This window comes from Kitasatospora sp. NPDC059747, assembly GCF_042732955.1.
Taxonomy (GTDB): Bacteria; Actinomycetota; Actinomycetes; order Streptomycetales; family Streptomycetaceae; genus Kitasatospora.
The window spans coordinates 44,097-59,214 of record NZ_JBHWGV010000024.1; the positions used below are offsets into that span (position 1 = coordinate 44,097).

General features: G+C 73.4%; 13 protein-coding genes and 1 riboswitch. Of the genes, 5 read left to right on the forward strand and 8 right to left on the reverse strand.

All coding sequences use genetic code 11. The features are described 5' to 3' along the window. Nucleotides 1-192 precede the first annotated feature (192 nt). The 6 genes from ACFV4G_RS13370 to hisC all read right to left on the reverse strand — a co-directional run bounded on the left by ACFV4G_RS13370 (nucleotide 193) and on the right by hisC (nucleotide 6,731). Complete coding sequence (locus tag ACFV4G_RS13370; protein WP_380439656.1) at nucleotides 193-963, reverse strand: hypothetical protein; 771 nt, start codon at nucleotides 961-963, stop codon at nucleotides 193-195. Nucleotides 964-1,233: 270 nt separating this feature from the next. Then, nucleotides 1,234-1,869 carry a DUF5666 domain-containing protein gene (locus ACFV4G_RS13375; protein ID WP_380439658.1) on the reverse strand — a complete coding sequence of 212 codons (636 nt, stop codon included), beginning with the start codon at nucleotides 1,867-1,869 and terminating at the stop codon, nucleotides 1,234-1,236. A gap of 9 nt (nucleotides 1,870-1,878) precedes the next feature. Then, the gene (locus ACFV4G_RS13380) at nucleotides 1,879-3,090 is read right to left on the reverse strand and encodes an ABC transporter permease (protein WP_380439660.1); all 1,212 of its coding nucleotides are present in this window, start codon (nucleotides 3,088-3,090) and stop codon (nucleotides 1,879-1,881) included. Next, nucleotides 3,087-3,905, reverse strand: a complete 819-nt coding sequence (locus tag ACFV4G_RS13385; RefSeq protein WP_380439662.1) for an ABC transporter ATP-binding protein — start codon at nucleotides 3,903-3,905, stop codon at nucleotides 3,087-3,089. Before ACFV4G_RS13385 ends, ACFV4G_RS13380 begins: the two co-directional genes overlap by 4 nt. Nucleotides 3,906-3,907: 2 nt before the next feature. Continuing rightward, nucleotides 3,908-5,317 (reverse strand): efflux RND transporter periplasmic adaptor subunit, encoded by a 1,410-nt coding sequence (locus ACFV4G_RS13390; RefSeq protein WP_380439664.1) that lies wholly within the window; start codon nucleotides 5,315-5,317, stop codon nucleotides 3,908-3,910. 337 nt (nucleotides 5,318-5,654) lie between these two features. Next, nucleotides 5,655-6,731 (reverse strand): histidinol-phosphate transaminase, encoded by a 1,077-nt coding sequence (gene hisC, locus ACFV4G_RS13395; protein ID WP_380439666.1) that lies wholly within the window; start codon nucleotides 6,729-6,731, stop codon nucleotides 5,655-5,657. A 348-nt stretch (nucleotides 6,732-7,079) separates the two neighbouring features. Between hisC and ACFV4G_RS13400 the strand changes: the two genes are divergently transcribed. From ACFV4G_RS13400 to ACFV4G_RS13410, 3 genes are all read left to right on the forward strand, one after another. Beyond that, nucleotides 7,080-8,237, forward strand: a complete 1,158-nt coding sequence (locus ACFV4G_RS13400; RefSeq protein WP_380439668.1) for a LacI family DNA-binding transcriptional regulator — start codon at nucleotides 7,080-7,082, stop codon at nucleotides 8,235-8,237. A 114-nt stretch (nucleotides 8,238-8,351) separates the two neighbouring features. Further along, nucleotides 8,352-9,626 carry a metallophosphoesterase gene (locus tag ACFV4G_RS13405; RefSeq protein WP_380439670.1) on the forward strand — a complete coding sequence of 425 codons (1,275 nt, stop codon included), beginning with the start codon at nucleotides 8,352-8,354 and terminating at the stop codon, nucleotides 9,624-9,626. A gap of 242 nt (nucleotides 9,627-9,868) precedes the next feature. Next, nucleotides 9,869-10,690 carry a hypothetical protein gene (locus ACFV4G_RS13410; protein ID WP_380439672.1) on the forward strand — a complete coding sequence of 274 codons (822 nt, stop codon included), beginning with the start codon at nucleotides 9,869-9,871 and terminating at the stop codon, nucleotides 10,688-10,690. Nucleotides 10,691-10,745: 55 nt separating this feature from the next. Here the strand turns inward: ACFV4G_RS13410 and ACFV4G_RS13415 are convergent, their stop codons facing one another. Together ACFV4G_RS13415 and thiC are read right to left on the reverse strand one after the other, a co-directional pair. Continuing rightward, complete coding sequence (locus ACFV4G_RS13415) at nucleotides 10,746-10,961, reverse strand: hypothetical protein (protein WP_359964259.1); 216 nt, start codon at nucleotides 10,959-10,961, stop codon at nucleotides 10,746-10,748. A gap of 166 nt (nucleotides 10,962-11,127) precedes the next feature. Continuing rightward, a complete protein-coding gene (gene thiC / locus ACFV4G_RS13420) occupies nucleotides 11,128-12,942 on the reverse strand; it encodes a phosphomethylpyrimidine synthase ThiC (RefSeq protein ID WP_380439674.1) in 1,815 nt (604 codons plus the stop codon). After that, a riboswitch (TPP riboswitch) is annotated at nucleotides 12,937-13,072 on the reverse strand. (Overlaps the previous gene by 6 nt.) A gap of 97 nt (nucleotides 13,073-13,169) precedes the next feature. Between thiC and ACFV4G_RS13425 the strand changes: the two genes are divergently transcribed. Both ACFV4G_RS13425 and ACFV4G_RS13430 read left to right on the forward strand, forming a co-directional pair. Next, nucleotides 13,170-13,370, forward strand: coding sequence for a hypothetical protein (locus ACFV4G_RS13425; RefSeq protein WP_380439676.1), 201 nt, complete (start codon nucleotides 13,170-13,172; stop codon nucleotides 13,368-13,370). Nucleotides 13,371-13,544: 174 nt separating this feature from the next. After that, nucleotides 13,545-14,987 carry an SPFH domain-containing protein gene (locus tag ACFV4G_RS13430; protein ID WP_380439678.1) on the forward strand — a complete coding sequence of 481 codons (1,443 nt, stop codon included), beginning with the start codon at nucleotides 13,545-13,547 and terminating at the stop codon, nucleotides 14,985-14,987. Nucleotides 14,988-15,118 lie beyond the last annotated feature (131 nt).

The following is a 15,118-nucleotide window of genomic DNA, read 5'->3' on the forward strand; positions in this document are numbered from 1 at the left end:
GTGTGTGGCGCCTCCCCTCCCTCCCCTAGCCTCTGCGGGGTGTTGTTGTTGCCCTCCACCTCCCCCCCCCCTCCCCCCCTCCTTTTTCGTCTTCCTCCCCTTCTGGTGGTGCGCCCCCCCGGCGACGCAGAGGAAGGACCGCAGCGCAGGAAGTCGGCTGGGCCGACTTCCTGCGCTCTGATCCGAGAGGACTCAGCTGCTCCATCGCGTCGAAGAGCCGTCCGGAGCGGTGTAGCCGACGAGCAGTCCCTCCGGCCCCGCCTCGACGGTGAACCACTCGCGGCGGGGGCGGTTGTGGTCGAGCCAGGACCTGTGCGCGGCCTCGATCAGCTGCCAGAGGTCACGGGGACCGCTGACGAGGACGGTGTCGTCCTGCACGTAGGCGACCGAGCCGTCCGCCGGGTCGTGGAGGGTGCTGCCGCACCGGACGACCGTGGGGCCGAGGTGGAGACCCGCCCAGAACGAGAACCTGTGGTCGTCCAGGACACGGGAGCCGGTCGCAGTAGTCCGCCCCCCGGCCCCCGGCTCGGGAGCCGGCGGGCCGGGCTCGTCGGCGGAGCGCAGGGGCATGAAGGCGGCGGGCTGGTGGAGGAAGCGGCCCACGGCTCGGCCGTCCGGCAGCTTGGTCAGGCGGGCCCCGGCGCCGCCGCCCAACGCGTCGGCGATCGGGGCGACGATGAGGCCGCCAGGCGCGCACTGGTCGAGCCAGGCCCGGGGGATGCGGCGGACGGAACACGTGGCGATGATCCGGTCGAACGGCACTCGGTCCGGACACCCGTCCTGCCCGTCCGTCCGCAGGACGCTCGGTCTGAAACCGGCCTCGGCCAGCCGGGTGCGGGCTGTCGACACGAGGCGCTCGGTGCGGTCGATCGTGGTGACGTGAGCCGCGCCGGCGAGGTGGCACAGCAGAGCGGCGTTGACGGCGACCGACTCGCCGTCGAGCGTCCCGCGGATCGGGAGCAAGGGGCCGCAGGAGCGATTCGCCAGGGGGTGAGCTCGTCGGCCTTGGCGCGCTGGAGGAGGTCGGCGAGCTTCTGGGGGGGTGGCGCGGAGGATGACCTCGCTCTCGTCGGACCGAGACCACGCTCGACGGCCGCATCCGGGTGACGTTCTCACCGTCGCGCTCGGCGTCGTCGCGACGCTCAGGATGAAACCGCCGGACGGCCGCGAGCCGGGGTGGAACGCGCGAAGGCCCCCACCCGATGACGGGCGAGGGCCTCGCGGCGGGCGGGGTCAGCCGCCGGACGGGGTGCGGTTGCCGCCACCGCCGCCGAAACCGCCGCCGCCGAAGCCGCCGCCCGCGCCAGCGGCGCCTTCGACGAGCTGGCTGGCGGTGTAGCCACCGTTGGCGTCGGGGGTGCCGACGACGGTCACGCTCTGGCCGGGCTGCAGGTCAGCGACCTTGCCGTCCTTGTTGAGCTGGACCTTCGTCGCGTCGCCGGTGGTGACCTTGACGGTGTTGCCGTTGGCGTCGGTCAGGTAGACGGTCGTGCCGTCCACCGCCTTCACCGTGCCGCGCGTGAAGCCGGGCTGTCCGCCCTGCCCCTGGCCGCCCTGGCCACCGCCCCTGCGGGAGCCGGTGCCGCCCTGGCCGCCGTAGCCGCCCTGCCCGCCCTGCCCGCCCGCCGCGGCACGCTGCGAGGCGCCGGCGGCCGAGGCCCGGGGCGCGGAGGAGGTCGTCCCGTTGTTCTCCTGGTACCAGACCCCGCCCGCGAACGCGGCCGTGGCGATCACTCCGCCCGCGAGGAGCAGCGAGAGCCAGGGCAGCGGCCGGCGCGGCGGCGCCGCGAGCTCGCCGGCGACGTCCCGGGCGTCCGGCGGGGTGGCGAGGAGGGCGACCTGTTCGGCCGGGTCGTTGATCTCGGTCATGGTCGTGTCCTACTCGTGCCGGAGGGCGTCGATCGGCCGCAGCGAGGCGGCCCGGTTGGCGGGGTAGCTGCCGAAGAAGAGCCCGATGGCGACGGCGATGCCGAACGCGCCGAGCACCGACTCGGGGATCACCACCGGCTTGATGCCGACGATGCTGAAGTGCGAGCCGGCGATCCCGGCCGCGACCCCCAGCCCGGCGCCGATCACCGACAGCAGCGTGGACTCGGTGAGGAACTGCCCGAGGATCACCGCGCGGGGGGCGCCGAGCGCCTTGCGGATGCCGATCTCCCTGGTCCGCTCGGTCACCGTCACCAGCATGATGTTGGTGATCCCGATCCCGCCGACCAGCAGCGAGATCGCGGCCACCGCGCCGAGCAGCACGGTGAACGTCTTGGTCGTGCTCTCGCGGGCGGTGAGCAGCGAGGCCTGGTTGGTGATCCGGAAGTCGGCCTTGGCCGGGTCGGTGATCGCGTGGGCGGCGAGCAGCACCCGGGTGATCTCGGACTGGGCCGCCGTCGTGCTGTCCGCCGAGGCGGCCTGGACGAGGATCTGGTTGACCGGGCCGAAGCCGGTGAAGGCGTTCTGCACGGTGGGCAGCGGCGCGATCAGGACGTCGTCCGGGTCGGTGAAGCCGCTGCCGCCCTTGGCCTGGAGCACACCGACCACCGTGAAGGGCGTGCCGCCGACGGTGATCTTCTTTCCGACCGGGTCCTCGGTGTCGAAGAGCTGCTTGGCGGTGGTGGCGCCGAGCACCGCGACCTTGCGCGAGCCGAGGACGTCGTCGTCGGTGAAGTACTCGCCGTGCGCGACCTTCTGGTTGGAGGTCTCGAAGTACGCCGGGTAGGTGCCGACGACCGAGCCGGGGCTGTATGAGACGTTCCCGTACAGCGCGGTGGCGCTGGTGGTGACGACGGGCGCGACGGACTTGACCGCGGCCGGGTCCGCCTCCGTCGCGAGCGCCTTGGCGTCGGCGACGGTCAGCTTCTTGACCGACGAGGTGGCGCGCGAGCCGCCGTTCGCCGAACCGGAGCTGACGGTGAGGGAGTTGGTGCCGAGCGAGGTGATCGAGTCCTTGACCGCGACCGACGAGCCGTTGCCGACGGCCAGCAGCAGGATCACCGAGGCGACGCCGATCAGCACGCCGAGCATGGTGAGCGCCGAGCGCACCTTGTTGGCGGCGAGGCCGCCGACCGCGAAGCGGAGCATCTGCCAGAGGATCACGCCGGCACCCCCACGACGAGCGGAGGGCCGTCGAACAGCGGCGGCGGACCGTCCACGCGGGCCTGCCGGACGTCGCTGACGATCTGGCCGTCGACGAGCCGCAGCACCCGCTTGGCGTGCCGGGCGACCTCGTCCTCGTGGGTGATCAGGACGACGGTGCGGCCGGTGGCGTTGAGCCGGTCGATGATGGCCAGCACGTCCTCGGTGGCACGGCTGTCCAGGTTGCCGGTCGGTTCGTCGGCGAGCAGCATCGCGGGTGCGGTGACCAGTGCCCGGGCCACGGCGACGCGCTGCTGCTGGCCGCCGGAGAGCTCGTTGGGCCGGTGGCCGGCCCGCTCGGCGAGCCCGACCAGCGACAGCGCGGCCATCGCCCGGCGGCGCCGTTCGGCGGCGCGCACGCCCGCGTAGGCGAGCGGCAGCTCGACCTGGGCGAGGGCGGTGGTGCGCGGCACCAGGTTGAACGACTGGAAGATGAAGCCGATCTTGCGGTTGCGGACGAGCGAGAGCTGCCCCTCGTCGAGGTGCCCGACGTCGATGCCGTCCAGCTGGTAGCTGCCGGCGGTGGGGACGTCGAGGCAGCCGAGGATGTTCATGAGGGTCGACTTGCCGGAGCCGGAACTGCCCATGACCGCGACGTAGTCGCCCTGGTCGATGTCCAGCGCGACGCCGAGCGGCGTGCCGGTGGCCGGGTCGGCCGGGCCGCGCAGCGCGTGCACGGTGGCGTCGCCGTGGCCGTAGGCCTTGGTGAGCCGGCGGATCCGGATGACGGGTGGCGGGGGGCCCGCGGGCACCCGCTTGTCGATGACGTGACGCATGCTCAGCCCTTGCCGCCGCGGCCCGCGCCGCCGGCGTTGCCGCCACCGCCGCCGCCGGGGATGCCGCCGCCACCACCGCCGAAGCCGGCCGCACCGCCGCGACCGCCCTGGCCGCCCTGCCCCGGGAAGGAGCCGTTCGGGAAGCCGTTCCCCGCACTGGTGGTGGGGAGTTCGACCTTGTCGCCCTCCTTGAGCCCGGTGAGCACCTGCACGGTGCTGTCGCCCTCGACGCCGACCGTGACGCTCATCCGCTGGGTGGAGCCGTCGGCCTGCATCACGTTCGCCGTCCGGCTGCTGCCGGTGCCGGCGAGCGCGGAGGTGGGCAGCGAGAGCGCGTTGTCGGCCTCGCCCGTGACCACCGAGACGGTCGCGCTGAGGCCGGTGCGCAGGGTGCTGGTGTCGCCGCTGATCTGGAGCGTCGCCGCGTACTGGACGGCCGACGAGCCCGCGCTGCCGCCACCACTGCTGCTGGGCAGCGAACTGACCGACAGGACGGTCGCGTTGAGCTTGGTGTCGGACTGCGCGTTCAGCGCGACGGTGGCCGCCTCGCCCTTCTTGAGCTTGAGCGAGTCGAGCTCGGAGAAGTTGGCGGTGACCTGCATCCCGGTGGGGTTGGTCAGGACGATGAAGCCGCTCGGCGTGCCGCTGCTCGAACTCGCGCTCGTCCCAGTCGACTTGGTCGATCCCGAGGTGGTGGCGGACGATCCCCCGCCGACGGTGTCGCCGACCTTGGCGGAGACGGACGCGACGGTGCCGTCCACCGACGCGGTGAGGGTCGTGCCGGCCAGCGCCGCCTGGGCGTTGGCCACGTTGGTCTGCGCGGTGGCGACCTGCTGCTCGGCCGAGGCGACGGCCGCGTCGTCCACCTTGGTGGTGGTGACGGTGGTGGTCTGCGGAACGGGCGCGGTGTTCCCGACCGTTCCGCGGCCGCCGCCCCCGGCACCGGCGCTGGGGCTGGGGCTGGGGCTCGGGGCGGCGGGAGCGCCGGTCTGGGGCAGCGGCTCGACGGTCGTGGTGGTGACACCGGCCTGGGCCTTGGTGAGGTTGGCGTCGGCCGTGGTGAGCGCCGCGTTGGCCGCGTCCACCTGCTGCTGGGCGGCGGTGGTGTCGACGGTGGCCAGCACCTGGCCCTTCTTCACGGTGTCCCCGACCGCGACCTTGACGGCCGTGAGCCGGCCACCGGTGGTGAAGTCCTGGGCGGCGTCGGTGGGCGACACCAGCGTGCCGGTTCCGGACACGGTGGCCAGGACCGTCCCCTTGGCCACCGTCGCGGTCCGGGCCTTCGGCTGTCCGGCGGCCGCGCTCGGCCCGCTGTTCACCGTGGTGTACGCCAGCGCGGCGCAGGCCAGCAGGGCCACGCCCAGGGCGGAATTGACGAGGACGGCGCCTCGCCGTCGTGGGAGCACCTTCATGGCGGACAGCTTCGCCGGGCGCTCTTGCGTCGGCCTGGGCGCGGGCTGGGAGAAGGCTGAACGGGTGGATCCGGACATTCCGCTCGCACCGGCCCGTTCGCGCGGGCCGCTTGGCCGCCGCGTGGCCGGCCGTTGGCCGAACTCCCAGCCCGCTCCCAGCGATCCCCAGGCATCCGGCAGCGCCCGGCACCACGCCGGCGGCATCCGGGCCTCCCGAAAGCGCCCGGAGCACCCCGCGAGCACGTCGTGAGCACCTCCGGAACGCCTCCCGAACGCCTCCCGAACGCCGCAGGGGCGCACCGCGCGTGCGGAACGCCCCTGCGTACGGACGCGGACGTCAGAGCGTCTTGCGGAACTCCTCGGCCACCGCGAGGAAGATCGTGTTGCCCTCGGCCTCGCCGATCGACACCCGCACGCCCTCGGGGAACGGCCGGACGATCACGCCGGCCGCGGCGGCCGCGGCGGCGAAGTCCGCCGAGCGCGCGCCGAGCGGCAGCCACACGAAGTTGGCCTGCGAGTCCGGGAGGTCCCAGCCCTGGGCGCGCAGCCCGGCCACCACCCGGGCGCGCTCCTCCACGAGCGCGTCCACCCGCACCTTGAGCGCGTCCTCGGCGTGCAGCGAGGCGACGGCGGCGTCCTGCGCGAGCTGGTTCACGCCGAACGGGACGGCGGTCTTGCGCAGCGCGGTCGCCACCGGCTCGTGGGCGATCGCGAAGCCGACGCGCAGGCCCGCGAGGCCGTACGCCTTGGAGAAGGTGCGCAGGACGCAGACGTTCGGGCGGTCCCGGTAGAGGTCGATGCCGTTGGGCACCTCGGGGTCGCGGATGAACTCGATGTAGGCCTCGTCGACGACGACCAGCACGTCGCCGGGCACCGCGTCGATGAAGCGCTCCAGCTCGGCGCGGTGGATCACGTTGCCGGTCGGGTTGTTCGGGTTGCACACGAAGATCAGCCGGGTGTTCGGCGTGATCGCGGCGAGCATCGCGTCCAGGTCGTGGTCGCCGCCGGCGGTGATCGGGACCGGGACGGGGGTGGCGCCGGCGACCTGGGTGATGATCGGGTACGCCTCGAAGGAGCGCCAGGCGAAGATCACCTCGTCGCCCGGGCCCGCCGTGGCGAGGATCAGCGACTGGGCGACGCCGACCGAGCCGGTGCCGGTGGCGATGTGCTCGGCCGGCACGCCGAAGCGCTTGGCCAGCTCCTCGGTGAGCTCGTTGACCGCCATGTCCGGGTAGCGGTTGAACGACCCGGCCGCCTCGACCGCCGCGGCCAGCACGCCGGGCAGCGGCCCGTACGGGTTCTCGTTGGAGGACAGCTTGTAGGCGTCGGCGCCGGCCGGCTTGCCGGGCTTGTAGGTGGGGATGCCGTCCAGGGTCGGCCGCAGCCGCGGGCCCTGCGCTGACGTGTCGCTCACGGTCCTGCTCCTTCTCGATCTTCTCGATCTCCGCGTCGGGTGGACGCGCGATGTCCGGGTGTGCGTCCTCTGGTGCGGGTCCTCCGGTGCACACGCCCGGACCACCCCGGTCGGGTGCCTTGCACCATACCGACCGCGCTCACCCGTAGGAGTGAGTTGGCCGGTCGGCCCACCGGTGCAGATCAGCCATTCTGCCGGGTTCCTTTGGCACATGTCAGAGGTAAGACGCCAGGTTTTGGGCCGGTATCGAAGGGGCGCGCCCCGGCTCACTCGTGGAGAAACGTATCTCCAAAGGCTCCCGATGCGCCGGTCACAGGACCTTGTCAGGAGCCATACGATCGGTCCGCCATGACAGCAGCAGCCAACCAGAGCGGTCGGCGACCCACCACCTCACGGCGTCTGGAGCGGGCCGGCATCCGGGATGTGGCAGCAGCCGCCGGAGTGTCGATCACCACCGTCTCCGACGCGCTGAACGGAAAGGGCCGCCTGCCCGACGAGACCCGCAGCCGGGTGCGCGAGGTCGCCGAGCGCCTCGGCTACCGCCCCTCCGCGGCCGCCCGCACCCTGCGCACCGGACGGTCCGGCCTGATCGGGCTGACCGTCACGACCTACGGCGAGGAGCCGTTCACCTTCACGGAGTTCGCGTACTTCGCCGAGATGGCCCGCGCCGCCACCAGCGCCGCCCTCGGCCGCGGCTACGCGCTGGTGGTGCTGCCCGCGTCCTCCCGGCACGACGTCTGGGGCAACATCGCCCTGGACGGCACCGTGGTGATCGACCCGCCCGACCAGGACCCGCTGGTCAGCGAGCTCTACCGGTCCGGCGTCCCGGTGGTCAGCGACGGCAAGCCCGGCAACTGCCCGGTCACCGCCTGGGTCGACAACGACCACGAGGCCGCCGTGCTCGGCATCCTCGACCACCTCTCCGAAGCCGGCGCCCGCCGGATCGGCCTGCTCACCGGGACCAGCACCGACACCTACACCCGGCTCTCCACCGAGGCCTACCTCGGCTGGTGCGCCAAGGTCGGCCAGGAGCCGGTGTACGAGGCCTACCCCGCCCACGACCCGGCCGCCGGCGCCGTCGCCGCCGACCGGCTGCTCGCCCGCCCCGACCGCCCCGACGCCGTCTACGGCCTGTTCGACCCCAACGGCACCGACCTGCTCGCCGCCGCCCGCCGCTACGGGCTGCGGGTGCCCGACGACCTCCTGCTGGTCTGCTGCAGCGAGAGCGACGTCTACGCCTCCACCGAGCCCCCGATCACCACGCTCTCACTGAAGCCCCGCCGGATCGGCACGACCGTCGTCAACCTCCTCATCGACGCCATCGAGGGCGTCGACTCCGGGACGGGCGTCGACATCGCCCGGCTCTTCCCGCCCCGCTTCCGCACCGCCGGAACCGGCCCGCCGCCCGGCACCCTGATGCCCACCGAGCTGATCGTCCGGGCCTCCTCGCAGCGCCGCAGTCCGCGCACCACCGTCAGTCCTCCCCGACCCCCGGGCGAGGTCTAGACCATACCGAGCCGGGACAAAACGGACCTTGCGGGACGGCCCGGCTGACGCTCCGGAGGATTGGATACCCACCAGGTGACGACGCCGGGAGAGTGGTCTTCCTATGATGGGCGAATGACACCCGAGGACCGCTTCCCCGGGCCTGAACACCCCTCCTCAGGCCCCCGCCACCAGCCGGACCTCGACGTGCTGCCGTACGGCACCTACTACGAGCCCGAACCCGCCGGCTACGCCGGGACGCCGTACGAAGCGGAGACCTACAGCGGCTACGGCGGCGCCCGCTACCTCGAACAGCACTGGCCCGCCGACAGCCAGGCGCACGGACACACGATGCACGCCCCCGGGCAGGCGCCGGCGTTCAACCACCAGGACCACCCCGGCTACGAGCCGACCCTGCCCGACCGGCCCTCGCCGGCCCTCCAGTTCCCCGACGCGGTGCCCGACCCCCTGGCCGACGGACACCCCGACCGGCCGGCCGACCAGTTCCCCGGCCGCGACGACCCGCCGACCATCGAGCTCGGCCCGCCGCTACCCGAGCCCGTGCCCAGCTACCCGTACCCGGCCCCCGGCCCGGACGAGCCGCCCGGCCCGCTCTACGTCGTCGGCGACGTCCACGGCTACCTGGAAGAACTCGTCGCCGAACTCCGCCACCAGGGCATCATCGACGCCGACGGCCACTGGTGCGCCGGCCGCTCCCGGATCTGGTTCCTCGGCGACTTCACCGACCGCGGCCCCGACGGCATCGGCGTCATCGACCTCGTCATGCAGCTCGCCGCCGAGGCCGCCGCCGCGGGCGGCTACTGCCGGGCCCTGATGGGCAATCACGAACTGCTCTTCCTCGGCGCCGCCAGGTACGGGGACGAACCCGTCCAGTCCACCGCCGGCACCGCCTCCTTCCTCGCCGCCTGGCGGCTCAACGGCGGCCAGCAGCACGACCTCGACCGGCTCCAGGCGCACCACATCAGCTGGCTCTCCCGGCTGCCCGCCATCGCCATCGAGGACGGCCACCTGCTGCTGCACTCCGACACCACCGCCTACCTGGAGTACGGCGAGTCCATCCCCGACGTCAACGACGCGGTGCACAGCCTGCTCGCCGACGAGGGCGTGGACGAGTGGTGGGACTGCTTCCGCCGCTTCACCAAGCGCTTCGCCTTCCGCGGCGACGCCGGCCCGACGGCCGTCCACGAGCTCCTCGACACCTACGGCGGCAGCCGGATCGTGCACGGCCACAGCCCGATCCCGTACCTCACCGGCGCTGTGCACGCCGACGACGGCGCCCCGCCGCACATCCCCGGGCCGTACGTGTACGCCGACGACCTCGCGGTCGCCATGGACGGCGGCGTCACCATGGAAGGGCGCCTGCTCATCGCCCGACTGCCCGTCAACTGACGTCACCCGCCGGCCCACCCGTCGCACGGGTGTTCCCGGCGCCCGGGCCGTCGCACGCGCGCGGCCCGGGGCGCGAAATTCCGGAATCGGACTGTCAGCGCGGGCGCACCCGCCCCTACCATGAGGCACACCACGAGCGGCCGCCCGTCCGGCGGCCCGCCTCCGCGCCCGATTCGGCGCCCCTGCGGGCCCACCCAGCCCGCGAGGCGGAGCGAACCGGGGTCCGCATGAACGGGGTCCCCATGACCAACCCCCCGCCGCTGCTCGCCGAGGACCGCCCGGAGTACGAGCGCCTCCTCGCCGAAGCCCTCCGCGACGGCACCGTCCGCACCGCCCTCCGCGCGCCCGGCGCACTCACCGCCGACCAGCTGCGCGCCCGCGCCCTGCGCGACGCCGACGCCATCGCCGCCGCGGCCGCCACCGAGTACGAGCACTACACCGGGCTGCGCGAGAGCCTGCGCAGCACGCCCCCGCCCGCCGAGGGCGCCGAGCCGGCCGCCCCCGGCCTGCTCTCCCAGCTGCGCTCCGCCGACGGCGGCGCCGGGCTCTTCCCGGTCCTCACCGTGCTCACCCCGATCCTGGCCTGGGCCGCGGCGCTGGTCCTGCTGCTCCTCGGGTACGCCCTGCGCGCCGCCGACCCCGGGCTCGTCCTCGCCCGCTCCCTGGTCACCGCGGGCTGGATCGCGCTCGCGGCCGGGATCGTCGCGATGACCGTCGGCCTCGTCGGGCTCGTCCTCACCGCGTTACGCGACGGCTCCGGCGCCCCCGCGGGCACCGACCCCGACCTCGCCGCCGAGCTCGCCGCCGCCCGCCGCGCCTGGCGCACCGCCCTGCGCGACCACGGCCTCCTCCCCTACCTGCACGCCGGCCTCCCGGCCGTCCCCGCCCAGCGCCCGGACTTCACCAGCCCCGGCTACACCCCGCCGGGCTTCACCGGCCCGGGCCCCGACGGCCTCATCGACCCCGAGGGCCGCACCTCCCGCCCCGCCGCCTTCACCCCGCCCGACTTCAGCACCCCCGGCTACACCCCGCCGGGCTTCACCGGCCCCGACGAGGTCGGCTGACGCACCGCTGCCCCGGGCCACGCCCGGGGCCGCGCGCAGGACCCCGGAGCGGCCGCTACGGCAGGTAGCGTTCGAGCGCCGCCGCGCCCTTCTCGTCGATCTGCCGCCTGGCCCACGCGAGGCGCTCGGGCGTGACGTCCTGCCCGGACGCCATGACCAGGTCCTCGGGGTCGAAGGGCCGCTCGCCACCGCTGTACAGCTGCCGCGGGGACGCCTTGGCGTCCCGGTTCGTCTCGTCGCTCGGATCGGTCCCCTTGATCGGGCTGCCCATCGCTGCCTCCTTGGTCGGCCTTCCCCCCAGGGTGCCTCCGTTTTCCCCCGGACGCACGATGGCGGGGCGGCAAAGACCGGAACCCGTCCGAGGCCGCCGGGCGGAAAGGAAAACGGCCCGCGCTCTCCCCCCGGAGGAACGCGGGCCGGCTCTGGGGCGGCGGCGGTCAGTCCGCCATCGGCAGGTAGACCTTGTTGCCGTGGGCCTTGAACTCCTCGGACATGGCCTGCATGCCGGCCAGCGCCTCGGCGTCGAACTCGGTGCCGACGGCCGTGGAGCCGTCGCCGTGCTCGTCGCGGATCTTCTGCGAGATCTTCATCGAGCAGAACTTCGGGCCGCACATCGAGCAGAAGTGCGCGGTCTTGGCCGGCTCGGCGGGGAGGGTCTCGTCGTGGAAGTCGCGCGCGGTCTCCGGGTCGAGGGCCAGGTTGAACTGGTCCTCCCAGCGGAACTCGAAGCGGGCGTCGGAGAGGGCGTCGTCCCAGGCCTGGGCGCCGGGGTGGCCCTTGGCGAGGTCGGCGGCGTGGGCGGCGATCTTGTAGGTGATCACGCCGGTCTTGACGTCGTCCCGGTTGGGCAGGCCCAGGTGCTCCTTGGGCGTCACGTAGCAGAGCATCGCGGTGCCCCACCAGGCGATCATCGCGGCGCCGATGCCGGAGGTGATGTGGTCGTAGCCGGGGGCGACGTCCGTGGTGAGGGGGCCGAGCGTGTAGAACGGCGCCTCGTCGCAGATCTCCTTCTGGAGATCCATGTTCTCCTTGATCTTGTGCATCGGGACGTGGCCCGGGCCCTCGATCATCACCTGGACGTCGCGCTCGCGGGCGATCCGGCCGAGCTCGCCGAGGGTCTGCAGCTCGGCGAACTGCGCCTCGTCGTTGGCGTCGGCGATGGAGCCGGGCCGCAGGCCGTCACCGAGCGAGAAGGTGACGTCGTAGGCGGCGAGGATGTCGCAGAGCTCCTCGAAGTTCGTGTAGAGGAAGTTCTCCTTGTGGTGCGCGAGGCACCACGCGGCCATGATCGAGCCGCCGCGCGAGACGATGCCGGTCTTGCGGCGGGCGGTCAGCGGGACGTACCGCAGCAGCACGCCGGCGTGGACGGTCATGTAGTCGACGCCCTGCTCGCACTGCTCGATGATGGTGTCCCGGTAGACCTCCCAGCTCAGCTCCTCGGCCCTGCCGTCGACCTTCTCCAGGGCCTGGTACAGCGGCACGGTGCCGATCGGCACGGGGGAGTTGCGCAGGATCCACTCGCGGGTGGTGTGGATGTTGCGGCCGGTGGAGAGGTCCATGACGGTGTCGGCGCCCCAACGGGTGGCCCAGGTCATCTTCTCCACCTCCTCCTCGATCGAGGAGGTGACGGCGGAGTTGCCGATGTTGGCGTTGATCTTCACCAGGAAGTTGGTGCCGATGATCGCCGGCTCCACCTCGGGGTGGTTCACGTTCACCGGGATGACGGCCCGGCCGCGGGCCACCTCGTCGCGCACGAACTCGGGGGCCAGGCCCTCGCGCAGGGCGACGAACTCCATCTCCGGCGTGACGATCCCGCGCTTGGCGTAGGCGAGTTGGGTCACGGCGGCGCCGCCGCGGCCGCGCAGCGGGCGGCGGGGGCGGCCGGGGAAGACGGCGTCGAGGTTGCGCAGGTTCCCGCCGCGCGGCGAGGTGTGCTTGATGCCGTCGTCCTCGGGGCGGGCCTCGCGGCCGTCGTACTCCTCGACGTCGCCGCGCTGGCGGATCCACGCGTCGCGCAGGGCGGGCAGGCCGCGGCGCACGTCGGGCTCGTAGGCGGGGTCGGTGTACGGGCCGGAGGTGTCGTACAGCGGAACGGTCTTGCCGTTGGTGAGCACCACCTCGCGGAACGGGACCCGCAGATCGGGGCGGGATCCCTCGCGGTGGGCCTTGCGCCAGGCCGGGGTCGGGTAGCCGGTGCGCTCGCTGCTGGGGGCGCTCTGGGCAGACTGCGGCTGTGCGTCGAACGTGGTCATCTGACCTTCACTCCCTACGCCGGCATTACCCGGTCCAGGTTCCTGCGGTCGGCGCAGCGTCCCGGCCGTCCGTCGACGGACCGTTCAGCGCCCTCTCAGCCCGGTGCTCCGAGCTCCCGCGTCCGCAGGCGGTGTTGCCTGCACATGACGCCCAACACCGTAGCGAGAGGATCGCCGCAGGTCCAGAGGGCTTCCGGTGGGCGGGCGGCGGGCGCAGACTGAAGCCCATGATCGGACTGACGGGACGGGTCACGGGGAAGGTCGGCGCGGGCCTGGTCGGGGAGGTGCTGGTGCACGTGCCCGAGCGGCAGGGGACGGAGGCGTTCCTGGCGTACCTGGCGGTGCCGGGGGATCCGCTGCCGACGGGCACGCAGGTGATCGTGGTCGAGTACCAGGCGCCGCGCACGGTGTTCGTGTCGCCGCTCTGACGGACGATCCTCCCTCGTCACGGGGCCCGTGACAGGACCGGGACGAAGTCACGACGTCACCTACTGGCGCACGCGCACGAACAGGCGCAGAATCTCCGCTGCCACCGCGTCCGCGCACTCCTGCACAACCACGCGCAGCCACGGAGCGGTGTGCCTTGAAGGGGGAGTCGGCCGATGGTTATCGGCGTCGTCGCGGGGGCCGTGGTGGCCTCCATCATCGTTGTGATCATCCTGTTCAAGCTCATGTGGCGGGTCGCCGAGCCGAACGAGGCACTGATCATCTCCGGGTCGAAGCACGGGGACGGCCTGGGCTTCCGGATCGTCACCGGGCGGGGCACCTTCGTCGTCCCGGGCATGCAGGCGGTGCGCCGCCTGTCGCTGGACCTCAACGAGGCCGAGCTGGACGTCGAGTGCGTGACGCAGCAGGGCATCCCGGTGCACGTCAAGGGTGTCGTCATCTTCAAGGTCGGCGACGACTCGGTGTCGATCGCCAACGCCGCCCGGCGTTTCCTGGACCAGCAGAAGATGATGGGCCAGCGGGTGCACAACGTGTTCGCCGGTCACCTGCGCTCCATCGTCGGCGGGCTGACGGTCGAGGACATGATCCGCGACCGCGATCGGCTGACCGGCGAGACCCGGGCCGCCTCGGGCGCCGAGATGGAGAAGCTCGGTCTGATCATCGACTCGCTGCAGATCCAGGAGATCCTGGACCCGACCGGGTACATCCGCAACCTCGCCGCCCCGCACGCCGCGGCCGTCCAGCGCGACGCCCGCATCGCGGCCGCCGCCGCCGACCGCGAGGCCACCGAGGCGGAGCAGGAGGCGTTCGCCCGCAAGGCCGAGGCCACCCGCAACAGCGAGATCCAGCAGGCCTCCTACCAGGCCGAGATGGACACCGCGAGCGCCCGCGCCCGGCAGGCCGGACCGCTCGCCGAGGCGGCCGCCCGCCAGGAGGTCGTCGTCCAGGAGACGAAGGTCGCCGAGCTGGAGGCCCAGCGCAAGGAGCAGCAGCTCCAGATCGACGTCCGCAAGCCGGCCGACGCCAAGGCGTACGAGACCCGCACCAAGGCCGACGCCGACCGCGACGCCCGGATCTCCTCGGCCCAGGCGCACGCCCGGGAGACCGAGCTGCGGGCGGCGGCCGACGCCAGCCAGGTGAAGATCGCCGCGGCGGCCGAGGCGGAGGCCACCAAGCTGCGCGGCCTGGCCGCCGCCGAGGCGACCAGGGCCACCGGTCAGGCGGAGGCCGCGGCCGTCGAGGCCCGCGGTCTGGCGGACGCCGAGGCGGCCCGGGCGCTCGGGCTGGCCAACGCCGAGGGCATCCGGGCCCGCGCCGCGGCCCTCGCCGAGAACCAGGACGCCGTCGTGGCGCAGGAGTTGGCGGAGAAGTGGCCGGAGATCGTCCGGGCCGCGGCCGAGTCCTTCGGCAACGTCGAGCACATGGTCCTGCTCAACGGCGCGGACGGCATGGGCGAGATGTTCGCGAAGGCGCTGACCATGGGCGGCACCGGCCTGGGCCTGGCCCGCCAGTTGCTGAGCACCATGAAGGAGGCCCCGGCCGACGCGCCGGCCGACGCCAAGGCGCCGGTGGTGCAGCAGGTCCGCATCGAGGAGTGACCCGGCGCGGTCCCGCACCGCGACGGCCGAGGGCCCGCGCCCCCCCCCCCCCCGTGGGGGGGCCGCCGGCGGCGCCCCCGCCCCGGGCGAAGGGAGCGCCCCCCGACACACACAAGAGCTCCCCCCCCCCC

Coding starts and splice junctions, on each gene's coding strand:
- ACFV4G_RS13375 (WP_380439658.1), bottom strand. CDS start 1,869: ATGACCGAGATCAACGACCCGGCCGAACAGGTCGCCCTCCTCGCCACC.
- ACFV4G_RS13385 (WP_380439662.1), bottom strand. CDS start 3,905: ATGCGTCACGTCATCGACAAGCGGGTGCCCGCGGGCCCCCCGCCACCC.
- ACFV4G_RS13390 (WP_380439664.1), bottom strand. CDS start 5,317: ATGAAGGTGCTCCCACGACGGCGAGGCGCCGTCCTCGTCAATTCCGCC.
- ACFV4G_RS13400 (WP_380439668.1), top strand. CDS start 7,080: ATGACAGCAGCAGCCAACCAGAGCGGTCGGCGACCCACCACCTCACGG.
- ACFV4G_RS13405 (WP_380439670.1), top strand. CDS start 8,352: ATGACACCCGAGGACCGCTTCCCCGGGCCTGAACACCCCTCCTCAGGC.
- ACFV4G_RS13410 (WP_380439672.1), top strand. CDS start 9,869: ATGACCAACCCCCCGCCGCTGCTCGCCGAGGACCGCCCGGAGTACGAG.
- ACFV4G_RS13415 (WP_359964259.1), bottom strand. CDS start 10,961: ATGGGCAGCCCGATCAAGGGGACCGATCCGAGCGACGAGACGAACCGG.
- thiC (WP_380439674.1), bottom strand. CDS start 12,942: ATGACCACGTTCGACGCACAGCCGCAGTCTGCCCAGAGCGCCCCCAGC.
- ACFV4G_RS13425 (WP_380439676.1), top strand. CDS start 13,170: ATGATCGGACTGACGGGACGGGTCACGGGGAAGGTCGGCGCGGGCCTG.
- ACFV4G_RS13430 (WP_380439678.1), top strand. CDS start 13,545: ATGGTTATCGGCGTCGTCGCGGGGGCCGTGGTGGCCTCCATCATCGTT.